Genomic DNA, 21,615 nt, shown 5'->3' with positions numbered 1-21,615 from the left:
GGCAGCTCCTTGAACGGCGAAGGCATCTCGTCCGGCGATGCACCTTCTGTGCGGCGTCAACGCGCCGGGCCGATCATTCACTTCGCCTATGTCACTGACAAGCCGCAGTCGGTCAGGTCGACCACGACGTCGCTTGTAGAAACGACGCCCTTGCGGTGAGTGATCGCCAGCACGGTCACATCTTTGGCTAGCGTACGGATATGGTTCATAATGTCCTGCTCGGTTTCTTCGTCGAGCGCGGAGCTGGCCTCGTCAAGAAGAAGGATCGCCGGCTCGCCATAAAGCGCGCGGGCAATAGCAATGCGCTGGCGCTCCCCGCCGGAAAGCTTCAAACCACGTTCTCCAATTGCAGTGTCAAATCCTTCAGGCAAGGCCTCGATCAAGGGGAGAATAGCGGCTTTTTCCGACGCAGCGCGAAGGCGCACCTCGTTGCGGGGCCGCCCTAGCAGGATGTTGTCGGCTAGGGACTCATTGAGCAACATCACGTCCTGCGGTACGACAGCAACTGCGGCATACCAATCCGCGCGTTCGATGCCCGCTATATCGGTTCCATCTACCAGAATACGACCGCGGTCCGGTTCAATCGATTTCAAGACGAGCTTAAAGATTGTCGATTTTCCCGATCCCGATTCACCGACAACGAAGGTGATCCCACCCCGCCCAGCCACAAACGAGACGTCCGTAACGCCACGACCGTTGTCGTAGGCGTAACCAATGCCCTCGAAAGAGAGCTGGCCAGCGGAGGGCGTGAAATCTTGAGCGTGAGATGGTCTCCGCTCTTCGGGTGCGGCCCATAGTCTAGCCAGAGGGATGAGGTCGGCTCGCGACCGCGCCGCGTCAGAGATGGCACGCGCAACCATCTCGAATGGCATATTGAGCTGGAGTAGAAGCGTGTTGAATAGCACCATATCCCCGATGGTGACCGCCCCGACCTGGTATTCAGGTATGAGAAGGAGAAACGTGACCGCAAATTGTAGCGCGACGGCTGGGCCGAGCACGGCGATGTAGGCAACGCGTTGCAACACATAGGCGCGCCAGTTATCACGCACCTCCCGCGCCGTCATCGTAAAGCGCTGGCTCATCCACGAATGACTGCCGAAATAGCGCAGGGTGTCCATGGAGCTCATGACGTTGCCAACGAAACGCGCATTGTCCTGTCCGGCTTCTCTGGCTCGTTCCAGGAACACGTACGCCCGACGCGTGGAGCTCCACGTCAATGTAATCAGGACTGCCCCATAGACGACGACGATTGCAGCGATCTGGATATTGAGGAGCGCGCCGAGAGTAACGAACGTAAGTAGAAGTTGTGTTGCAGCAGGGATGAAGACGACGATCCCAAGCTGGACCAAAGCCGTCAGGGCGCTGCGCCCGCGCGCGGCCGCATTCTGTATCTCTACGGGATTGTGCTCAAGAAAAAAGGCTGCGGTTTTCCTCAGGATGCGATCAAAGAAGCCCGTTGCAGCGATGAAGCCCAGGTTCTCGGCTGTCATGAAGGACAGATACTGCAGCATGCGCTGCAATGCGGAGGCTACCCCAAGTAGGACCGCATAGCCTGCGAACCCCCACGCAAGCACCGACATGTCTTCCTCGCGCGGGAGACGGTCAATGAGACAAGAAAATACATAGGGCGCTGCGACGCTGGTCGCGCTTGAGATCAGCACCACTGCGACAACGACGAGAAGCAACCACCGATCGGAGCGCCAGTACGCATGCAAAATTTCGGAAACCGGTGATAACGTGCTGCCGTGCGACATATCTAGCGGACAGAGGAATGGGCTTTGCTTAGGTTGAAAGAGCCGACATAGCCCTTTCGCACGATGATTCCATGCAAGCGCACGTGAAGATTCTCGATGAGGACTCGGCGGACTTTCCGTTTACCATTGCTTGGCTTCAAATCAATTGATCCAGCACGGTCATCAACTCACCAAGGCTGGTAGGTTGTCGTCTGCCTTCTCACATGAGAGACCATTTTTGTGGCGAGGTGGCTGAACGCCAGCTGCGAATTTTGCGATTCTTGTTTGGCGATTGACAACTCGACGGAGCGCTATGGATCTCACCTCGAAGCGCGCCGAGGCAACATTAGGCAGGAGGTCTGAACTCAACGATTTTGCCCGCGTTTTAATCTCGTCCCGGGTTGGTGACAAAGCGGAGCTCAGCAGCGCGCGTTGCCTGATCGTTGTTAAGCACCCTGTCCCTATCCGCGCGATCCCAAAGCTCCTGTGGCGAAACTTGAACAGCTTCAGAGACCGGAACGCAACGGCTTTGATCAAACCGCGGTTGGCTTGGCCTTTGAACATAGCCGGACGCACACATGTGCTCAGTAAGTCTTGATCTTTACCGGCAGGTGAGCCTTGGAGGCTTACAGCGCGATAAATGTATTCGGGCGTTCTGAAGTTCGCGGCTATATTGGAAAGTATGGCATCCGGGGTGCTCAATCGGGAACACCGAGTAGCCCGCCTGCCTCGTCCGCCTGCCTCTTTGCCTTTGGCGGACCGATTTCGGAGTTGTCGGGATGCTCGCACGCGCGCCGCGACCCAGCGCACTTCTTTTCCTGTCCGCAGTGCTCCTCACAGACCGGCTGGCCGCTCATCAAGAGCAGATTCAGCCAGCTCGACCAGGCGAAGCCTCATATGGGACGCGCCGAGTCGCCTGCGAGTCCCAGACCGCGTTCAGTTTCTCAGACGGCTTTGCAGTGCCCGCCGATCGACGACGAGGTTCCTAAGGTTCAGGTCTGGCTGCGGACCTGCCGCTAATCGACTGACCAGTGCCCGCGTGCCAACCACGAAGACGCCGCAGTCATACTCATTCCTCTGCTGGCTTATGGGCGCGTCTTGCAGGTTGGCTCCGACTCGTTCAGCGATCCTGCTGCGTATCATTATGTCCTAGAACTGAGTCATAGTGATAGGCAACGAGCCGAACGCGGCGATCCACCAGCAGGAACGACCAATGGGAGCCAAGGCGATTGAGGTCTGTAGCGCTAGCATCATTCACCTGCAAGAACAGGATTCACCGGCAAGAACAGGAAGTCGGCTGTAGCCGGAGGAGGAGGACGCGACCGCTGTCCAGCTAGCGGCCGGCGCCTCTATCCTCGTTCTATGCTTGGTTGTCTTCCGTCGTTAGTGCTGCACGCACGAGGGATCGGTCAAACAGAAGAATAAGTCGCAGATACCATCCAATGGGTCATCCGCGCATTGAGGATATGACGTATCGGCTACCTGCACCTTGGTGGCGACTGGTTGGGCGGCAACCTCAGCAACAAAGGTCGGCACCGCCGCCGTTCCAAGCGCGAGGGCGCTCGCAGTCACAATCACGAATTTTTTCATTCTAGAGTCGCTTCCCTAGGTTGGCCCCAGCCGTCCACCACGTCTATATGACCTCACCGCAAGTGGTAAAATTGATTTTCTTGATTGGGTCTATCTACGGAATGGATACGTTCGGATATCTCGGCAGGGCCTCGCCTTAAGTCAATCGGAGTCAGCGGAGCCGTTTATGCTCGAGCTCTCGCCCAGCCATCGAAGCTATCGATACATCTGTCGAAGCAATCGAAGCATTGATCCTGGCACACGGTGCGTTGCATTGGTTGGGACTGCACGGGGTTTCCCGACGGCCCCTGCGTCACTCTCCGGATGAGTGTATACGCGATTTCTTCACCGCCGATACGACCAATTGCGGAGATCGCTCTACTAGTTCCTTTTTCTTATGGCTGCGCTGCAGGCCACACCGCAAGGCTTTCGCCGCTGTGGTGCCAAGTCTGGTGCAGCACCGGGCAAGTTAGTCCCTACGACCTCATCAACCGAATGAAATCGTTGAGGCCAAGATTCACGATCGCGAGGATTGAGCGACCGATCCGGGCAAAGCAGATCCCCTAGCATTACAGTTGTAATTTTTGCTTGAGATGCGCTTTGCGCGCGTTGGCTTGATGAGCCCTGCGCCAGGATGACCATGTGGGCATGCGGGATGCGCCGCTGGGCGAGCTTCATGGCGATGCGGCGGATTTCCTGGATCGACCAGCGGATCAAGAACGATGCTTCGGTCGGGGCCGCGGTCGCGTTTTTTTAAGCAATGCTCCGGTGTTGGCCCGATGACGGATGACGGCCATCGTGGCGAAGGCAAGCATGACCAGTGAGACATGGCGATGCCAGCCATGCCAGGAGCGGGTTTCGTTGTGATCAAGACCGAGCTCGTTCTTGGCGGTTTCGAAGCTGTCTTCGATGGCCCAGCGATGGCCTTCCACGGATACCAGCTTCTGCATGGACGTGCCCTTGGGGCACCATGTGGAGAAGAAGGCTAAGCTGTTGTCGGCAATATTGCGGCGGATCAGAAGACCTCGGGTCCATTCCCCGGCAAGGTCGTCGTTGTATTCGCCGGCGTCGAGATCGGCCAGCTCAAGATAGGCCCAGTCGTGCCAGCGCGGACCTTTGGTTCCTTCGCCGGACGGCAGGCGGCGCCAGGCCTTCTTGGGAAGGCTCTGCGCGATCGTAGAGGCAGTGCCGGCGACAGGCTGCTGCTTGCCCCAGGAATAGAACACGTGATTGGAAGCAACCCCCAGAACATAGCCTTTGCCCGCCTTGCGCAGCAGGGTTTCGATCGCTCCCGTGCCATACACGCTGTCCGCTGCTACGAACGAGAACGGCACCTTTGCGGCGATCGCGCGAGCGATCATTTGATGCGCGATCCGGGGCTTCGTCGCAAAGCTCACATCGCTCGGGACATGTGCGGCCTTCAGGCGAGCGGGTTCGTCCGTCCATTCCTTTGGCAGGTAGAGCGCCCGATCGATGAAGGCATGGCCATGCCGCGACACATAGGAGGCAAACACTCCGATCTGGCAATTGGTGATCTTGCCCGCCGAGCCAGTGTACTGGCGCGCGACCCCACACGAGGCCTTGCCCTGTTTCAAAAAGCCGGTCTCATCGATGACCAGAACCGCGTCCTCGTCACCCAGCGTTTCCAGCGCGTACTCACGTACAATATCGCGCAGCGCGTCGGCATCCCACTGCCCCCGACCCAGAATCGCCTGCTGGCGCCACGGGCCTGGATCGCCAGCCGCTTCCGCCCGCATCCAACCCGTCTTGCGCGGCTCGTTGCCCAACAGTCCGTCGAGAAATTGCCCCGCCGAGGCCGCGACCCGCTCTTGCGTAAACAGCGGACGGATGCGTTGCTTGGCATCTCGCAACGACGAAGCCCACAGCGTCAGCGTATCCTCAACCGACGCGCCACCAATCATCAGATCCCGAATCATGGTCGCCCATAGATTCAGAACCTTCAGGAAGATGCAACTGTAATGCTAGGTGGTGTGGACTCTAAGGATTCCCTTTTGAGGGCAAATCAGATTCAAGGCGTCTTTTTGGGAGGCAGTCTTGGGTGTGATGGATCGTTTGGTGTTGAGTGCGTATTTCGCAAAAACGGGACAGCGGTTTCGCTAACTGACGGACAGCAGTTTCGCTAAATCGCGGACGGCGTGGCGGCGCTGGCTTTTGGTTGCCTGGTTGTTGAAGTCAGTTGGTATTCGTTTCGCTGTTTTCGACGTCGGTCAAGGGGCGCGCGGCTTTTTTCCTTCGCATGCTGTCGCCTTCGAGGGCGATACGGTGGGAGTTGTGGATGATCGGCCCAAAGCACGTCGATCATTCAGGACCTCGAGACAAGCTCAGCCACCACAGAATTGTCGGCCCTCCGAGCGGCCATTGATACGGCCGCGTATCGTGAAAGCGCACCCACCGCTGCGTACCCACCCTTTCCGTGCTGCAGGCGTTGGAATTGCCGCTGATCGCGTTGGACTCGTCTGGCGCCGACCAAGGCCGGCGAAGCAGTGGCAGCCGAAGTCGACGAACGGGAAGATGAGGGCAATTGCCCTCCGTCAACGCCCGTCAGTGAATCGATGTCGGCCCGAGCGGCTGCGTACCAGAAGCAGATTACCGGCCTTGATCCGGGTTCGGCCGTGGTGCTGAACAACGTCAAGTTCGACGGATGTCGGCAGAGCGACGGTACCATGCTTGAGGCCAAAGGGCCTGGCTACGCGCAATTCATCGTTGCCAGCGCCGATGCGGTTCAAAGCTGGTACCAAGGCTGGACCAGCATCCTTGAGTGGACGGAGAGGCAGGCCGAAACCGCCCTCGCGGCCCGCAAATTGGAGTGGCATTTTGCGGAAAAGCTTGCGAGCGAATACTATGCCCGGAAGTTTCGGGCCAGCCCGTATGCGAGGACAATGTACGATCCACCCCTTTAGAAGATGACGATGGACAGGCACTCCTTCCAGATTCGAAGTCAATGGCGTCAGCGGCCGGAAACCGCGCTGCAGGCTGCAACTCATCTTGCGAGATTGCTGCTGGCTCTGTCCAACCTTCATCCAGGACTCAAACGCTGGTTCAAGAAATCCTCAAACCGGCCGTCTCAGGTAGCGTTTTGCCCCATGCCGCCGGAGGCGAGCGAGCTCGAAGCCATTCTCAAAGACGGCGCCCAGTTCAGGGGCACAGTCCCGCCAGAGCCGTGGCCGGAGCGCGGTTTCCATGCGAGCGCCTGGAACGGCGTCCGTGGAGACGTCGGCTAGTTTCAGCCTCAAAATCGGTGCGTATGACGGCAAGCTCGCGGCCTTCAACCGCTTCGAACTCGTTTTGACGTAACGCTCCAGTCGAAGGTTCGCTAATTTCAGCAGAGGTCATCAGGGTGTTGCTTCCGCTATTAATGCAGAAATGCAGAAATGCAGAAATGGAGAAATGGAGCCATCTTGGCTTTGATGTGATGAGCAACAAATGGCTCCATGAGGGGCCGATGGATCTAGACCTTACGTGGCCCGCCGGCGGCTGGATGTCGTACGTGAAAGGCCGACGTGATTTCGATCCTCCGGAGGGCATGAATGTCGAGTCCATGGGGGATGGCATCGTGGTGTCCGTAACCTCCGAGATTTTCTCAGATGCCCAGCCGGAGCACGTCAACGCAGCAAATCGGCTGAACGAGGCTGTTGTTTCAGTGCGGACGGCGGAGAATGAATTAGCCTCCCAACCGGACAGCCGGCGGGTCAGTCCTATCCGGTGAAAAAAGGCGTCGGCACCGGCGAGTTTGCGGAACCTGTCCAACCATGTAAGGGCCAAAAAGGGCCAAAACCGCGAAATTTTAACCTACTAGGCCTCCAATTTTCGACTAATCGAGAGGAAAGTCTATATTTTGTCGATGGCTTACGAAGCAACCGAGGAGCACAAAACTAGTACAGCCGAGGGCATCTCGGCCGTCGACAAGGTTGTTTTGGGCCACGGTCAACGCACCGTTCAAGCGGGATATCAGCGCGGCAACGCTCCAGCACTGCATTGCGCGGGCGGAGCTTGGCGAGTGGCCAGTCCACGTCGCGACGTTCTTCACCGACGTTTCGCCGCACTTGATTTTGAGTTTTGCTGCCGGTCACGGTATCTCCAAGTCCAAGCTTGCCGAAGCGTACGTGGTCATGAAGACCAAAACGGGCGAGCAAAATCTGGATTTGGAGAGCGATCTTGTCCCACTGGCGACTGTTGCTCGATAGAGCAATTACCGGTTTAGAGCGCTTTCGATCCAACGGACAGCCTGTTCCTGATTGGGTGCTTGGAGGCGGTACCGCTCTGATGATTCATAGCGCGCACCGCCTCAGCAAAGCATTTGCGCTTGGGCTTGCCGTCGACGACAGCTGAACGATCTCGATCGAACCGCAACACGCCATCTTGGCGGCGTCCTTGATGTTGGCCTGAGGCCACGGCAAAGGCGCTGCCCGACGCCGTCCAGGTCGCCGAGCCCACGCGAATCCTCGCGCTCCGTCAGGAATCCCAGCAGAGCACAATGTCGCTTCCACGCAACGCCAACCGGTCAGGAGCCCGATGGCTGTGACAAGATCGGCTATTCCGACCAGAGCCAGCGTCTCGAGCGGCACTTTCGGGCATCGATTCACGATCGATGCAAGCCTGGCTCGGCAGCCTTCCTTACGCAACTCAAGCTCAGGATCGTTGCGCCTCCGCCGGGCTGCGTCTGCCAGACTTTCGCACTGCCGGATTTAGCGACGATGGCGCCATCTCGCCAAAATCAGCTCTGCGATGAACAATGGACGGCCAGCACAGTCGCAAGTGCTTCACTTTCTTCAAGCGATGAAACTCGTCAGCTGATCGACAGCTAAACCCTCTAGCAATGAGACCGTCTATATCCGGACAAGGCTGGGCTTGATGGGCTCAAAATCTGGAACAGAAGAAGGAGCGGGATCCCCTCAACATACCGCCCCGTCGAGAACCAGATCCGCTCCATTTTATAGCCGTTTGTGCATGTCTCGGTTTCCGACCCTCGCGGCTCGCTCAAATCGGATCAACTTGTCCGATTGATATCGACAAGGCTACCAAAGGGAAAATGGAATGCACCCGTTTGATAATATTGGCCCGTCTGCGGCTTTTAAGAATTGCGTCGAGCAGCAACCAGAAGAAACCGGGCAAGCAGACTTTGAGCAGCGGCTTGGAGAGCCTCAGCCGAGCCTCCAAACATCAGATGCGCCCGGGGCCGGATCGTCCCGGACTGACACGGAAGGCAATTTGAGAGCGCAGGCTATTCAGGGGGACGAACGGTGCGCAGCTGCATCCTTTATCAGGACGCGCGCTCAGCTTGCCGCGACGCTCACCTGCGCAACCGTTGCGGAACTCAGAAGAGAAATCGAACTCGCTGCGCAAAAATCGGCACGATGGTCGCAAGCAACTGGGCCATCAGCCGGCGGCATCGATCGTGGCCGCGTTTACGACGAGGTGGTGGCATCGTCGTACGCTGAGCTGCAGCGCTTTCAGAATCACGCCAGCCATTGCAAGCCACGCGTACTGGACCGTCAAAGCGCGATGGACCATTTGCGTTCCATGGCGGCTTTGCGTTACGACGTCGCCCCCTGGAATATTTGGGGAGGCCAACAACTTGATCTGGGTCGCGCAGCGGCAGCGCACATGAGAGGGGACACCTATTCTTCGCCTTTTGTATCACTGTCCGAGGAGGCCTCACAACTGCTCCTGTCGCCGGACGATGACAACGAGTATGGCGCCAAAGCAATTGCGGAAAGCGCGAACGAGTTGCACACCTATACGGTACCACGGGTCACCACCTGGACGGCCGAAGAGATCGTCAGTATCCTTGAGGACGGGACCGAGAATGATGAACCCAATCTTGCATGGGTGAGCGATACCCCAACCGAGGAGCGCGAGGTACTGTTTCTGGGCGGGAATCTGGATGACTATCGGACCGCTAGCGAATTGAATCCATACAGAAAGTCACAGACGAGAGGATGAGGCTAAAAGGGTGCGAGAAAGCGCGACATCTCTTGTTGCGCTGCTTGGAAAAATCGGAAGCAGCGTTGCGGCATCTATAATGCCTGATCGGAGTGGCCAGCGCCTGCTGGCCGGGTAGCGGACGTCGACCATCAAAGTGTCCGCCGAGATCTGTATCATCTTCAAATTCGTCGCACATGTCGTCGGAGGGAAGCGAGGTATTTCGCTCGCCGACGGACCAATATGATCCATTATAATCGCCAGAGCTCCCGCTCGGTCTGACACCAATGCCAGCAGAGCACAACGAGCTTGCCGCCACGCCGACGGGGTCGTGGCCGTCACAAGATCAGTGTTTGCAGAGAAGCAGCTCCGCCCTCAGCGGCCGGGACACTCGGAAGAACGAAAAGCCCCAGCACCTTCTGGGAGGCCTGGAGGCCGGGATGCTGAGGCTCTCGTCGCCTTATCCAAGAGAACAAAAAGGATAGGCAGGCTCATTGTGCATTGCAAAGTCGATTCGTCAAACAAGAGCGCATAGTTTTCTTTTGGCATGCCAACCATCCGAAGCAATCCCTCTGGAGGTTTACTTGTCAGTTGGCGGCGCACATGCAGGCCTTTCGCGGCGAGCGCGACGACATCCGGCCGTATCGTCTTCGGGATCACGCACATGTTTCTCCGGCTGCCGCGCTCAGCGGCTGGCTTCGTGCCCACGCGCCGATCTTCGGCGTCACCAATGGCCTCATAGAGAGCTTACTTGCCCGTGATTGGAAATGATCCGGCTCTCCGGCCGACGAGCGTCTCGTGGATTTGGTGCGTGTTCTCTTCCTCCGAGCTCCATCCTTTGGGAGATGGAGCCTGAGGAGGCCCGGTGCGGCTCAGGTAATCCGCCGAGCCGAATTGGAGGCATGAAAGCTGCCATCGAACGGCATGCTGCCGCAAGACAAGAAGCTCACTAGATTCCCAGTAGCCCTATCTGCGCTGACACGTGCCCAGCGTCGGGAAGGTGGTACAACGCCTGGCCGCCGGCTGCGGTGCTCAACAAGGACTTGCAAAACGCAGGTGTGAGCTTGCCGCGGTGGATCACGACGTGGTTGCGCCCCTCGGCGGCTCGAGCGTTCTGCCAGTGCCGATTATAGCCGCGCTGTTCATCGGACTTCACGTGGCAAGCGGCGAAGTCACGGTCCCCCAGCATTGGCAATTGCCAGGCATGTACCGGCCGCTCGGTATGGATGTGCACCCACATCGGGCTTGGCCTCGCACCACTGCTCAGCGCCTTGGGCTGCAGCTTGACCTCGAACAGCTTCCCTGGCTCTCCCTGCAAGGCGCGCGGTGGATCGACTGGCGCCAATTCCCCCGCCGCCCGCAATTGTTCAAGGTACCTTTGGGACGGAAACGCATAGGTCTTCATGCAATCGCTCGTGATTGCCGCCTTTCGCACGTTCAATGATTTTGCCTGCCCCTGCACCTCGGACTGCATCGCCTTAAGCCGAGATATTTTTTTGTGCACTTCGGGCACTTGCGCCGGCGTGAGCAGGCTCAGGCGAGGCTCCTCCAGCGCGGCTATAGCGGCTATACAGGCCTCAGTCTCGGCATCCTGCGTCTGCAAGCGCTTACTGACGAGATCCAAGACGTGGTCGGCGTCCTCGGGCTTCATCTGGCGCGCTTGCGAGACGGCACTTTGTTGAGCCGGAACGCTGAATTGCAGCAGTTCATCCAGTCGCTTAAGTAATCCCGCCAGCGCTTCCCTTGAGGGCGGAGCCTGCCACATCCGGAGGTGCTCGGTAGCAGAGGTTGAGGCGCTCGCGCGTGCCTCCTCCGCGGTCACGAGTTTTTTGGTACCGAGGTCCGAGAGCACGATAACCTTGCCGGTCGGGGTCGTGGCCGCATCGGGCCTGGCGAGTTGCGGCTCGGGTGGGCGGGCCGTCGAACTCCCCTCGCCTGCGGCCGCTGCGCGCCTTCCTTTGCCCTTTCTGCGCGCTCTGCTGCTTTCACCCACCATGGCGGCATTTTCCGGCAGCGCAGGCCGGACCGGCGGTTCAATTGTGGCTGCCAACTTTGGCTGCAGTGCCAGCAACCGCATGACTTCGTTCGCCGTAAGCCACGCACCTTCCACGATCTGGTCCAGCAACTGCAACGGAAGGTCAGCTCCTGATCCGGCTTCCCTCAGCGTGGCAACCATGGAACTCACTCCTGAAGCGAATTCCGAAAGCCGCTCCATGACGCCTTCCAGAACGGCGCGATGTTCGGCGTCGAGCGATGCCCCGTTGCTGTACATAACGGCATGGCCGGTCGAGACGAATGCTGGAAAAACATCTTCGATGAAGGTCCCGAGCAGACGCACCTGCCCGTTCTCGCCCATGAGGGCTTGGTGCGCGTCTGGTTCCAACGTGCTCACTTGCGAGTCAATCAAGAGCTTCGCGAGAGCTATCCGGGTTTGCAGATACATGCACTTCGTATTGAGCGCATGGCCGGTATGCAGCCTTAGTGCGGCCTCTTCGGCCTCGCGCATCGCGGGCGTAGCGCTTGGCAAGTCCGCAGTAGCTGCGCAGACGGATTGCATCCGCTCCAAGCGCAGTGTCTTCTTTCCCCACCACTCCATGTGGGCCGCATAATGTTCCGCCACGCTTGCAACCGAGCGGCTCAGCTGGTGGGGCGTAGCGATGCCTTTCAACCTCTCGAGGCATCTCAACGCTTCTTTTCTCTTCGTCTCCAGTTGGTCAACAATCTGCCTGGCCACGGTGTTACATTGGGTGGCTGCGTCAAGCACGTCATCGCGGAGAAGGCGGGCCCGATCGTCGGGCAGAATGCGACGCGCCAAATTTGGGGGCAGATCGGCGTAGTAGTCCAGAGCCGCTGAGCCTGCCCTGACGACTTGGTCGATCAGCTCTTGCGCCTCGGGCAAGTCCCGGGCGCGCATGGCCGCTCGACGACAAGTTTCCAGCTCCTCAAGCAGGCTCTCCAATCTTCGCCTTGCTGCTCTGATCTCGTCCCGCGTTGGCACCACCACATCTGAATCTGGTGGCTGGTGCGCGAGTGGCACGGCTCGCTCCTGAGGCCCGGAGCGCATCCGCTCCACGACGGCGTCGAAGGATCGACTGCGTTCTCCAGGGAGGACGCCGAGTTCCACGGTGCTGTCGGCTGCTGCCGCCCCAACGTGCGATTTCCCGGATCGGCCAATGCCCGTCATGCTTTATCTCCGATTAAGTCGACGATGTGCAGCCTGTCTGGATAGACCGCTTGGCTGACGAGTAGCTGACCAAGAGCGTTCTCCAGGGATGCGCAAAAAATTATGTGGCCTGTGGCTTCATTTCCCGTCGCACCTCCTATGTTGCTGAAGTGCGGGGATGACCGCGTAGGTTGCCGAATAATCAGCTGAAGCACATGACCGCGGACTGACCTGTCCTGGTCGTGATCTGCTTTTCCGAATGCGACAGTACAGGCCGCGAGGCGATCCGTGATCATCCTGCCTCCAGAGCAGTGGTGAGTTCACACGAACTGGATCCAAATGCTGGAGAACACCAGGCAACGACTGTGGTCAGGCAGAAATTGGCCAGCGTAGATCGATCAAGATCTACGCCCCCGCACGCGTCTCACTATCCGGCAAGGAGACTTCGAGAAGAGTTTACGAAGCCAACGGCAACGCACCGACCGTGATGAAACGTTGAAAGCCGATCAGCAACAACATTAGCCCCCGTGCGAAGCGAGCAGAACCGACGTTGCGCAGGTCCCTTTCAAACTACATCTCGCCGAAGCCAGCACCCATCCAGGCTCAATCAGAATACCCTCATAGACATATGGCAGCGAGCGTACCAAGCGCACCGAGCATCAGCCCGATCAGCGAACCGGTTGTCGGAACGTCTCTAAAGAGGAGAAGAGTGAGTATCGGCTCCACCACCAGAATAGCTCCCACCGATATTGCGACAATGATCCAAATATTCTTCAGATGCATGTAGCCCAGCGCGTATCCGAAAACGAGAAGGATGCCACCGAAAGATATCAGCAGAAACATCGGCAAGAGCATTGTCACATCCCCGCCGGCTTTTCCAAACCGCCTTGAGGCAATCAACTCGGCGATGATCGAAATCGCTTCTCCAACGAAAATCGCTGCCACCGCTACAATCTTCAATATCAAGCTCATCGGCCTTTACCGTTGCAGCTATCCAGGAGGCCCGGAGATAGGGCATTTGGGGGGCACCGTTGGCGTTGCCTTTTTCGCTTATCCGGCGCCTGCAGGGCGCCGGGCCGGCTCAACTGTCGCTCCTTACGCGGGCTCGTCAACGCCTGCCTGATTGCCGACCGGCTCGCGACATGCAGCGATTGTTTGGCGCCGATCAAGCCGCTTTCGCTAGCGGCGTCAACGAATGCGGTTCAAGACGAGCCCAACCGCACCGCGTGCCGCCGGCCGCCGACGCGATCAGGGACTAGGCTGCAATCCGCACTGGGAGTGAGGAATAGCCGCGCACGAAATTAGATGCGATTCGCTCGGGTTCGCCGACAACGCTTACGTCTAGCCCTGCACGCAATATTTCGTCCCAGAGGATATTCAACTGCAATTGCGCAAGGTGCCGACCAACGCACCGATGGATACCAAATCCGAACGATAGATGCTGCCGCACATTCTTGCGGTCGATCACAAAGCTGTCGCCATTCTCGATAACTTCTTCATCTCGGTTGCCAGAGATATACCACATAACGACCTTGTCGCCCTTGCTGATCTGCTTGCCACCCAGAATGCAATCTGCCGCGGCGGTGCGGCGCATATGGGCGATCGGTGTCTGGTATCGAATAATCTCCGACACGGCGCTCGACACGAGCGCAGGGTTATCGCGCAGTTTTCGCAGCTCGCCGGGGTACTGATTCATGAATAAGACGCCGCCGGTCATCGAGTTGCGGGTGGTGTCATTGCCTCCGACGATCAGCAGGATCAGATTGCCGAGAAACTCATCCGGCTTCATATGGCGCGTGTCGGGCGAATGTGCCATCAAAGAAATCAGGTCCAGCCGCGGCTCGGCATTAATGCGCTCGTTCCAAAGTCGCGTGAAATACTCAAGACATCCGGACAGGATTGTCCTTCGCTTTTCCCAGCTGTCGATGGCATGGCCGGCTCTCGGAGGTGTGACAGCTACATCTGACCAATAGGTCAGGAGCCGTCGGTCTTCGAAGGGAAAGTCGAAGAGCGTGGCAAGCATCTGCGTCGTCAGCTCGATCGAGACCATATTCACCCAATTGAACGGATCATTGCGCGGCAGCCCGTCCAGAATCACCCTGACCCGCGAGCGGATCAGACTTTCAAACTTCGCCAGGTTATCCGGTGCAACTATCGGACTTACGGTATTGCGCTGCCCGGCGTGTTTTGGAGGACCCATCTTAATGAAGCTCGGGGTCCAATGCTCGTCAGGCACATCGACGATCGTGACACCGTGTTCTGACGAGAATGCCTTATGGTTTGTATCCACCGCGACAATATCGCGGTACTTCGTGACGGACCAATAGGGGCCATAGCAGCTATCTTGGCAGTAGTGAACGGGATCCTCCCTTCGCAGCCGCTCGAAGTACCCCCATATGCTATCATCCTGAAAGCGCTTGGCTTCGCTAACATCCAGCTTGCTCAGCGGGATACTCGACGCCTCATCGGCTCTACGTGCCGATCTCGCTTTCATGATGGTCTCCGCAGATTTTGTTCATTCGAGAGCATACGGGTCCGCATAGTCGCTCTCCACGACCGTCCTCTTGTGTTGATTGCGAGCATGTCCTCGCTCCAACAGAGTATCTCAAAGCGCGAGCCGGCCCCTCCTACCATTTCCGGCAGTCAGAACCGCATTGACTTTCCATATCGATCTGCTTGTGGCTGGCCGAGAGCCATCATCCCATGGTTCGGCGCCAGGGCTGCGCTGTAAAGGGGCGCAAGCTCAGAACGCAGCTCCGCCACCCGCATGCCGCGAGGCTAAGCTTGTCAAACTCGCAACACATACGCGTTTGAGCACCGACCGAGTGCGCAGGTTCACTATCGACTGCCTGCTCTGTCGACGCCAGAACGGCCGATCCTCCACAAGCATAAGGACCTGAGCGACTGATGGTGAGTGGCGCCAGATCCAGCGGCTTTGCTGTCACGGGTCCGCGATAATCATTTCGAGCGGACCAGATCGATGTCACGCGATGTGGCCTTCCTGCGCGGTCTCCAGCGGACTTTCGCGAAAAGTCCTAGGTGCACCAGAATCGAAGAGCAAAAGCGTTGTTGCGTTCGTGCTAGATACGGCCGAAAGTAGCCCATACTCCCTCTTCGCCGTCCCAGCTGCCGCGGCTCGCTGCCTTGGAGTACTCCGTAGCGCGCTGCTCGAAGAAGTTGGCGTGCTCGACCCCATTGAGGATCTCGACCAGCCAGGGCAATGGATGCGGCTTGAGCTGGGTAAACCCGCTCTGACCAGCCTCAAAAAAATCGAAGACCGGGGCAATCCCGAGCTGGGTCAGCCGCCAATCGGCGACATAGCGGACATAGGCATGGATCTGCTCAGGGCGCATGCCATCGATCTCGCCGAGACCAAAGGCGAGATCAACGAAGTTTTCCTCCAGCTTCACCATGGTCCTGGCGACGTCGATGATGTCGTCGCTAACGGAGCGCGTCACCGCGCCAGTTTCGCGGTGCCATTCGTGAAATAGCTTGATGATGCCCTCGCAGTGGAGACTCTCGTCGCGCACTGACCAGCTCACGATTTGTCCCATGCCGTTCATCTTGTTGTGCCGCGGAAAGTTAAGCAGCATGGCAAAGCTCGCGAACAAAGCCATGCCTTCAGTAAAGGCGCCGAACATGGCCAGCGTGCGAGCGACGTCGGCCACAGTATGGACGCCGAATTGGTGCATGTAGTCAGCCTTGGCGCGCATCTGCGCATAGCCGCGGAATGCCTCAAACTCGGCCTTGGGCATGCCAAGCGTCTTGAGCAACAACGCATAGGCGTCAATATGGACGGTCTCCATATTGGTGAAGGCAGCCATCATCATCTGCACGGTGAGCGGCTGGAAAATCGGGATGTAGCGCTTGAGATAATTGTCACCGACCTCGATGTCCGATTGAGTGAAGAAGCGGAATATCTGGGTGAGCAGCGCGCGCTCGTTGGCAGTGACACGATCCGACGCCCAATCCTTGAGGTCGGAGCCGAGCGGAACCTCCTCGCCCATCCAATGGGTCTGCTGCTGACGTTTCCAGAACTCGTAAGCCCAGCCATAGCGATCAACGTCATAGCTTCCGGTCGAGTCCAGGAGGCCGACCCGTCCCTTGCCGATCAACGTGCGCGGATCGACAGCCGAGAGGTCAATCACTGACATGCAAGGCACTCCTCATAGTCGGTGCGCTGCGGCTGCGGTCGTTCCGCCTCGTCACGGCCGCTGATTTTGCCGGCGAACGCTGCGCGCGAGATCGACTTCGAACGGCAGTAATAGAGGCTTTTCAATCCGCGCTCCCATGCCGTCCAATGCAGCATATGGAGATCCCACTTATCGACGTCGGCCGCCAGATAGAGGTTGATCGATTGGCTCTGGCAGATGAACGGCGCGCGGTCGGCGGCGAGCTCGATGATCCAGCGCTGATCAATCTCGAAAGCGGTGCGAAAGATCGCTTTCTCGTGCTCCGAGAGGATGTCGAGATGAGCGACCGATCCCTCGTGCGCTATGATCGACTGCCATATCGCCGGGGTGTTGGCGCCCTTGGCCGTGAGTACCCTGGCGAGATGCGGATTGCGCACCGAGATGGCGCCAGACAATGTCTTATGGGTGTAAATGTTGGCCGGGACTGGCTCGATGCAAGCGCTCGTGCCGCCGCAGATAATGCTGATCGAGGCGGTCGGCGCAATTGCGATCTTATGGCTGAATCGCGCCATCACGCCGCGTTCCAGCGCATCCGGGCAAGGGCCGCGCTCGCGAGCGAGCGTCACCGACGCCGCGTCGGCATCACGCCGGATTTTCCGGAACATGTTCAGATTGAACGACTTGGCCAGGACGCTCTCCATCGGAATGCCCTTGGCCTGAAGGAACGAGTGGAAGCCCATGACACCTAGGCCGACGGAGCGCTCGCGTAGGGCAGCATAGCGGGCACGCCTCATGCCCTCCGGCGCCACCGTGATGAAGTGGGTGAGCACGTTGTCAAGGAAACGCATGATGTCTTCGATGAAGCCCGGCTCCTCGCTCCACCGGTCCCATGTCTCGAGATTGAGCGATGAGAGACAGCACACCGCGGTGCGCTCCTCGTCGCGATGATCGATGCCGGTCGGCAGGGTAATTTCGCTGCACAAATTGGAGGTTGAGACCTTGAGGCCGAGGTCGCGCTGGTGCTTGGGAAGGGCGCGGTTCACGGTGTCGATGAACAAGAGATAAGGCTCGCCGGTCTGCAGCCGGTTCTCAAGGATACGTTGCCACAGCTGGCGAGCGTCGATCTCGCGAACCATTTCGCTGGTCTTTGGACTGCGAAGCGCGAACGCTGTCCCGGCTCGCACGGCATGCATAAATTCGTCAGTAACGTTGATGCCGTGATGCAGGTTGAGGCTCTTACGATTGAAGTCGCCGGACGCCTTCCGGATCTCAAGGAACTCCTCTATCTCGGGATGTTGGACATCGAGATAGACTGCCGCCGAGCCTCGCCGCAACGAGCCTTGACTGATCGCCAGCGTCAGGCCGTCCATGACGTGGATAAACGGGATGATGCCCGAGGTGACACCGCCCTTCACCTTCTCGCCGATCGAGCGAACATTCCCCCAGTAGGTACCGATGCCGCCGCCGTTGGAGGCAAGCCAGACGTTCTCGTTCCAGACGCCGACAATACCTTCGAGCGAATCCGAGACCGAATTGAGGAAGCATGAAATGGGTAGACCACGCAAGCTGCCGCCATTCGAGAGCACCGGCGTCGCCGGCATGAACCACAGTCGGGACATTGCATCATATAGACGCTGAGCATGTGCAACATCGTCCGCAAACGCGCACGATACCCGCGCAAACATGTCCTGGACGCCTTCGCCCGCGAGCAGATAACGGTCGGTCAATGTCAGCTTGCCGAACGATGTCAGGAGGCTGTCGCGCGATCGATCAAGGGCAAGGTCAGACGGCTTTGGAGCTGGCGCGAGGGGACGCGGCAGCGGGGCCAGCGATGGAGGCTGCGCAACAGACCGCTGAAGCGGGGCAAGCTCTGCCTGTGCGTGCGCTGCCCGCACACTGGATGGTGTAACGAGATGACCCTGTTGATCGAAATCAAAAGACGGCGACATCGGCAACCCCGCGATGTTTGGAGCCGGGGCCGCGGACGACTTGCAGGGAGACAAACGTCCCTCAGTGCAAGCGCTCCACCGGGGCACCCCGCCCGAGGACGTTTGTTCTGTCGCGGCAGGTCTCCTGGCTTGCGGGTCGCTGCGGCTGTCGACCTTCCCGGCGCGTTTCTGCGCCAGTGGCCCATGATGACAACCGCTCACCGCCTGCAGTTGCGGGGGCAGCCCCGGAGTAGCCGTTCGGCGCACCGGGTTCCCTCTTAGCTTCCTGTCCTACAAGATAAAGGATGGAAGAACCATGACAGATCTACATCTAGGCGTCACATGCCGAGATTCGTCAAGTCTCGTTTGGGGGACATCAAGCTTCAGAAGAGGACACCGCGAAGTCAATGAATGGAGCGGCCGGCGCCGAGCACCGGTATGTTCCGCTATCCATACACGTCCACCTGTGGCTGTTCAGGCAAATCAATCCAGAAATCCGGCCGACCATTCATCAGTCTATGCTGATCTGGAACGTAGATCCTACCAAAGGCTCTGAGACCGTTTTTTCCGTTCCGATGAGTATGAGCGGATCTTCAGCTCAAGATCTTCGAAGCTATCAGCGTCAACGATCCAGATGAAATCGTGTCTAAGGCGCTGGAAAGCTATCATGGACGTAGCCGACGCAGTCAGCTCCTCGACGCACGACGCTCCCCGCGCGATCTCGCTGCTCGAACGGCTGAGGGCCCTGAAGAACACGAAAGCTCATCGAGCTCGCAGCGGCTAAGCCGCTGTAAGCGCGACGAAACCGGCTCCCTTCGTGAATTTACCGTCGGCGCAAGCCTTGTCTCACAATGAAGGAGCAGGTCCGTCCCACCGAGATCGCCTGGTCAATATCTTTCTAGCCAGTATAGCTGCTGTTCGGCGCGCATAGCAGATCGATTTGGTCGCGGCGCATCTAGGTCGCCGCCCTTCTGATCAATTCGGCACGTGCCCGGTGCATGTTTGTAGCGGACCAATTGTCTGGCCCATTCTCGCGATCTGCCGATAAAGGCCTCGCCTACTGTTCGGTGCCCAAAGAAGTCAGGTTGGTCCTACTCGGCCGCGTCCATCAGGATTTCCGGATCGTTCGCGCCTCTCATCGCGACCCAGAGCACTCTTCGCAACACGCGAAAGCCTCCAGGGCCGTGCTGGATCACGCCCGACGCGCTTGAATCGTACCCGACGTCATGTTGCAGGATTCGGCGCAAGCCACGACTGTTTGGCAAACAAGCTTGGCATTTCGGACCCGATCGGAACAACGTATGTCGCCTCTGGGCGGTCCCATGTCGGCGATTGACTGCCCGGTCCGGCGACACGGAGATGATGTGGTCCTCAGGATCGAGCACCTCCCGGAGCCCGATTTGCGGCTCTCCTCGACAACATTAAGAGCTGTCGAGCTGACGTGTTTCTGGAGGAGAGGAGGATGCTAGGCGCAGACATGGTGGTAGGCGGCAATCGACACCCAGAGAGAGGAGCGCCGTACGGGTCCTCCTGTACCCTGTTGTCGAAACCAGCGTGGCAAGGCACGGGCTTCATTCAAGGCATCTGGCCCAACGTCCAAACTCCGGTTGCGATCGTTTCAGGCAAGGCGCGACGCTGCGTTAGCTGCGCTCGATCTGCGGCAATTGCCTGCTCCGGCACCTGAAAGGACCAGATACATGACGGCATACCCTAGGGTCTTACAAGAGTTGCGTGTGGTTGAGCCCGGCCATCGGGTATTGGAGATAACCACGACCACCGGCTGCATCGTCAGATGTTCTTATTGCTCCCAGGACAAGTTTGCAGATCGCCAAAGGCCCGTATCCCAAGCCAAGCATCTGGGTGTTCAGGATTTCAAGCAATGTCTCTCACGCGTACCGACAGCTACTGGCATTAGTTTTTCCGGATATTCGGAACCCTGGTTGCATCCGCATTGCAGCACGATGGTTGAGCATGCTCACGCACGCGGCCACGACGTCCGGATCTTCACGACCCTTGTTGGAATGAACAGGACTGACGTTCGACGCCTGCAAATGCTCCGATTCAAGACTTTCGTCGTGCACGTTCCCGACGATGGCACTTATATGAACAGCCGCCTCGTCGGAAAAAACTACATCAATGTCATGCGCCGACTGATTGAGGCAAACATTCCCTCGATTCAATTTGTGATCCTGGGTAAAATCCATCCTGATCTAGCCGATGTAATCCCCGCCAAAAAGCTGCAACGCTTGCGGCCGCTGAGTAGCAGGCGAGGACATATAGATCCGAAAATGATCACCCCGCGGCAGCCGATCGCCGGCACTCTGACATGCAATGGGAAACAGCAACATCGGAATGTCCTTCTTCCAAACGGCGATGTTACTTTGTGCTGCATGGATTTTGAGCGGCGTCATGTCATTGGGAATCTTTTGCGCGACGAGTACGAAGATCTGTTCGAAGGCCGGATCTTTAGCGAAATCGCCGACCGCATGAACGGTACGGATGGCTTTCTACTTTGCAGGACGTGTGAATTTGCCAAACCGGAGCCGGAATGCTGTAGGGCCCCTGCCCGCGCGCTGTGAGGAATGGCGATACCAATGGAAGCTCGCCGCACCAGCTGGACTAGTGCCAGAAGGCGGATCAGAGCGCGCTTCGGCGAAATGCACGAGCCGGGGCCCGCCCGTAAGAGAGCCCCGAGGATCGCCTATGTTCAACTGGTGCGACTGGAGGTGGTAGATGCTTTTCCGGCAGGATGACGAACGATTCGGCCTCGCGGTTGATCTCGTGCCTCTCGATTGATCCAAAAGCCCTTGCCGTGTTCAGTAATTCAACACCGCTCTCCAATGGAAGTTTCGAGAGTACAAGAGAGCGTAACGGGCCTGCCCCACATGCCCGCCTTGACGCGACCAACGTTGCGCTTGCAATTCAGCAAGGTGAATAGCTACAGAATATTCCATCCACGATCGATCACAACGACATCGACTTGCGGATCGTCCCAAGAAAACCCGCACACGGCGGCGCCGGTGCCGTCAGCTCCCACAAACCGTGCGATGTGGGCATCCGACAACTCGTTCCCCGGAAGGTCATCACCTGCGCATCGTGAGATGCTGCCGCAGAATCAACTGCGACATTTACGCTGATCTTCCGCT

The 21,615-nt window shown here is 58.3% G+C and carries 15 protein-coding genes and 1 riboswitch; of the genes, 7 read left to right on the top strand and 8 right to left on the bottom strand.

Translation table 11 applies throughout. From position 1 onward, the window contains the following. Positions 1 to 86 precede the first annotated feature (86 nt). The 3 genes from ACVMIH_RS36480 to ACVMIH_RS36470 all read right to left on the bottom strand — a co-directional run bounded on the left by ACVMIH_RS36480 (position 87) and on the right by ACVMIH_RS36470 (position 5,239). Entirely contained in the window at positions 87 to 1,754 is a 1,668-nt protein-coding gene (locus ACVMIH_RS36480) for an ABC transporter ATP-binding protein (protein ID WP_456865081.1), read from the bottom strand. Positions 1,755 to 3,116: 1,362 nt separating this feature from the next. Further along, on the bottom strand, positions 3,117 to 3,323 hold the full coding sequence (locus tag ACVMIH_RS36475) for a hypothetical protein (RefSeq protein ID WP_253624679.1): 207 nt from the start codon (positions 3,321 to 3,323) through the stop codon (positions 3,117 to 3,119). A gap of 692 nt (positions 3,324 to 4,015) precedes the next feature. Next, positions 4,016 to 5,239 carry an IS701 family transposase gene (locus ACVMIH_RS36470; RefSeq protein WP_280985451.1) on the bottom strand — a complete coding sequence of 408 codons (1,224 nt, stop codon included), beginning with the start codon at positions 5,237 to 5,239 and terminating at the stop codon, positions 4,016 to 4,018. A 567-nt stretch (positions 5,240 to 5,806) separates the two neighbouring features. Between ACVMIH_RS36470 and ACVMIH_RS36465 the strand changes: the two genes are divergently transcribed. The 6 genes from ACVMIH_RS36465 to ACVMIH_RS36440 all read left to right on the top strand — a co-directional run bounded on the left by ACVMIH_RS36465 (position 5,807) and on the right by ACVMIH_RS36440 (position 10,016). After that, entirely contained in the window at positions 5,807 to 6,223 is a 417-nt protein-coding gene (locus tag ACVMIH_RS36465; RefSeq protein ID WP_456865079.1) for a Tox-REase-5 domain-containing protein, read from the top strand. A 9-nt stretch (positions 6,224 to 6,232) separates the two neighbouring features. After that, on the top strand, positions 6,233 to 6,544 hold the full coding sequence (locus ACVMIH_RS36460; protein WP_456828208.1) for a hypothetical protein: 312 nt from the start codon (positions 6,233 to 6,235) through the stop codon (positions 6,542 to 6,544). A gap of 158 nt (positions 6,545 to 6,702) precedes the next feature. After that, entirely contained in the window at positions 6,703 to 7,029 is a 327-nt protein-coding gene (locus tag ACVMIH_RS36455) for a hypothetical protein (RefSeq protein ID WP_456865077.1), read from the top strand. Positions 7,030 to 7,231: 202 nt separating this feature from the next. Further along, a complete protein-coding gene (locus ACVMIH_RS36450) occupies positions 7,232 to 7,507 on the top strand; it encodes a hypothetical protein (RefSeq protein ID WP_456828206.1) in 276 nt (91 codons plus the stop codon). Between the two features lie 850 nt (positions 7,508 to 8,357). Next, entirely contained in the window at positions 8,358 to 9,266 is a 909-nt protein-coding gene (locus ACVMIH_RS36445; RefSeq protein ID WP_456828205.1) for a hypothetical protein, read from the top strand. A gap of 582 nt (positions 9,267 to 9,848) precedes the next feature. After that, positions 9,849 to 10,016, top strand: coding sequence for a hypothetical protein (locus tag ACVMIH_RS36440; protein WP_456828204.1), 168 nt, complete (start codon positions 9,849 to 9,851; stop codon positions 10,014 to 10,016). 178 nt (positions 10,017 to 10,194) lie between these two features. On the opposite strand, the gene ACVMIH_RS36435 is transcribed toward ACVMIH_RS36440, so the two are convergent. The 5 genes from ACVMIH_RS36435 to ACVMIH_RS36415 all read right to left on the bottom strand — a co-directional run bounded on the left by ACVMIH_RS36435 (position 10,195) and on the right by ACVMIH_RS36415 (position 18,490). Continuing rightward, positions 10,195 to 12,429, bottom strand: a complete 2,235-nt coding sequence (locus ACVMIH_RS36435) for a hypothetical protein (protein WP_456828203.1) — start codon at positions 12,427 to 12,429, stop codon at positions 10,195 to 10,197. 597 nt (positions 12,430 to 13,026) lie between these two features. Next, the gene (locus ACVMIH_RS36430; protein WP_456709152.1) at positions 13,027 to 13,380 is read right to left on the bottom strand and encodes a hypothetical protein; all 354 of its coding nucleotides are present in this window, start codon (positions 13,378 to 13,380) and stop codon (positions 13,027 to 13,029) included. 283 nt (positions 13,381 to 13,663) lie between these two features. Continuing rightward, positions 13,664 to 14,902: a cytochrome P450 gene (locus ACVMIH_RS36425; RefSeq protein ID WP_456709151.1), complete on the bottom strand. Its 1,239-nt coding sequence runs from the start codon at positions 14,900 to 14,902 to the stop codon at positions 13,664 to 13,666. A gap of 586 nt (positions 14,903 to 15,488) precedes the next feature. Continuing rightward, positions 15,489 to 16,562, bottom strand: coding sequence for a ribonucleotide-diphosphate reductase subunit beta (locus ACVMIH_RS36420; RefSeq protein WP_456709150.1), 1,074 nt, complete (start codon positions 16,560 to 16,562; stop codon positions 15,489 to 15,491). Continuing rightward, positions 16,553 to 18,490 carry a ribonucleoside-diphosphate reductase subunit alpha gene (locus tag ACVMIH_RS36415; RefSeq protein WP_456828202.1) on the bottom strand — a complete coding sequence of 646 codons (1,938 nt, stop codon included), beginning with the start codon at positions 18,488 to 18,490 and terminating at the stop codon, positions 16,553 to 16,555. The genes ACVMIH_RS36420 and ACVMIH_RS36415 overlap by 10 nt, the downstream gene beginning before the upstream one ends. Positions 18,491 to 18,587: 97 nt before the next feature. Further along, a riboswitch (cobalamin riboswitch) is annotated at positions 18,588 to 18,803 on the bottom strand. Between the two features lie 1,363 nt (positions 18,804 to 20,166). On the opposite strand from ACVMIH_RS36415, the gene ACVMIH_RS36410 reads away from it, so the two are divergent. Continuing rightward, positions 20,167 to 21,048: an SPASM domain-containing protein gene (locus ACVMIH_RS36410; RefSeq protein WP_456865075.1), complete on the top strand. Its 882-nt coding sequence runs from the start codon at positions 20,167 to 20,169 to the stop codon at positions 21,046 to 21,048. The last annotated feature ends 567 nt before the right edge of the window (positions 21,049 to 21,615 follow it).

The sequence above is a fragment of the Bradyrhizobium sp. USDA 4503 genome (genome assembly GCF_054055815.1).
The sequence above is the reverse complement of the archived record's forward strand: the minus strand, read 5'-3'. Positions and strand labels throughout refer to the sequence as shown.

What these genes read in the sequence shown, in the direction of transcription:
- ACVMIH_RS36480 (WP_456865081.1), bottom strand. Translation starts at nt 1,754, where the DNA reads ATGTCGCACGGCAGCACGTTATCACCGGTTTCCGAAATTTTGCATGCG.
- ACVMIH_RS36475 (WP_253624679.1), bottom strand. Translation starts at nt 3,323, where the DNA reads ATGAAAAAATTCGTGATTGTGACTGCGAGCGCCCTCGCGCTTGGAACG.
- ACVMIH_RS36470 (WP_280985451.1), bottom strand. Translation starts at nt 5,239, where the DNA reads ATGATTCGGGATCTGATGATTGGTGGCGCGTCGGTTGAGGATACGCTG.
- ACVMIH_RS36460 (WP_456828208.1), top strand. Translation starts at nt 6,233, where the DNA reads ATGGACAGGCACTCCTTCCAGATTCGAAGTCAATGGCGTCAGCGGCCG.
- ACVMIH_RS36455 (WP_456865077.1), top strand. Translation starts at nt 6,703, where the DNA reads ATGGAGAAATGGAGCCATCTTGGCTTTGATGTGATGAGCAACAAATGG.
- ACVMIH_RS36445 (WP_456828205.1), top strand. Translation starts at nt 8,358, where the DNA reads ATGCACCCGTTTGATAATATTGGCCCGTCTGCGGCTTTTAAGAATTGC.
- ACVMIH_RS36440 (WP_456828204.1), top strand. Translation starts at nt 9,849, where the DNA reads ATGCAGGCCTTTCGCGGCGAGCGCGACGACATCCGGCCGTATCGTCTT.
- ACVMIH_RS36435 (WP_456828203.1), bottom strand. Translation starts at nt 12,429, where the DNA reads ATGACGGGCATTGGCCGATCCGGGAAATCGCACGTTGGGGCGGCAGCA.
- ACVMIH_RS36430 (WP_456709152.1), bottom strand. Translation starts at nt 13,380, where the DNA reads ATGAGCTTGATATTGAAGATTGTAGCGGTGGCAGCGATTTTCGTTGGA.
- ACVMIH_RS36425 (WP_456709151.1), bottom strand. Translation starts at nt 14,902, where the DNA reads ATGAAAGCGAGATCGGCACGTAGAGCCGATGAGGCGTCGAGTATCCCG.
- ACVMIH_RS36420 (WP_456709150.1), bottom strand. Translation starts at nt 16,562, where the DNA reads ATGTCAGTGATTGACCTCTCGGCTGTCGATCCGCGCACGTTGATCGGC.
- ACVMIH_RS36415 (WP_456828202.1), bottom strand. Translation starts at nt 18,490, where the DNA reads ATGTCGCCGTCTTTTGATTTCGATCAACAGGGTCATCTCGTTACACCA.
- ACVMIH_RS36410 (WP_456865075.1), top strand. Translation starts at nt 20,167, where the DNA reads ATGACGGCATACCCTAGGGTCTTACAAGAGTTGCGTGTGGTTGAGCCC.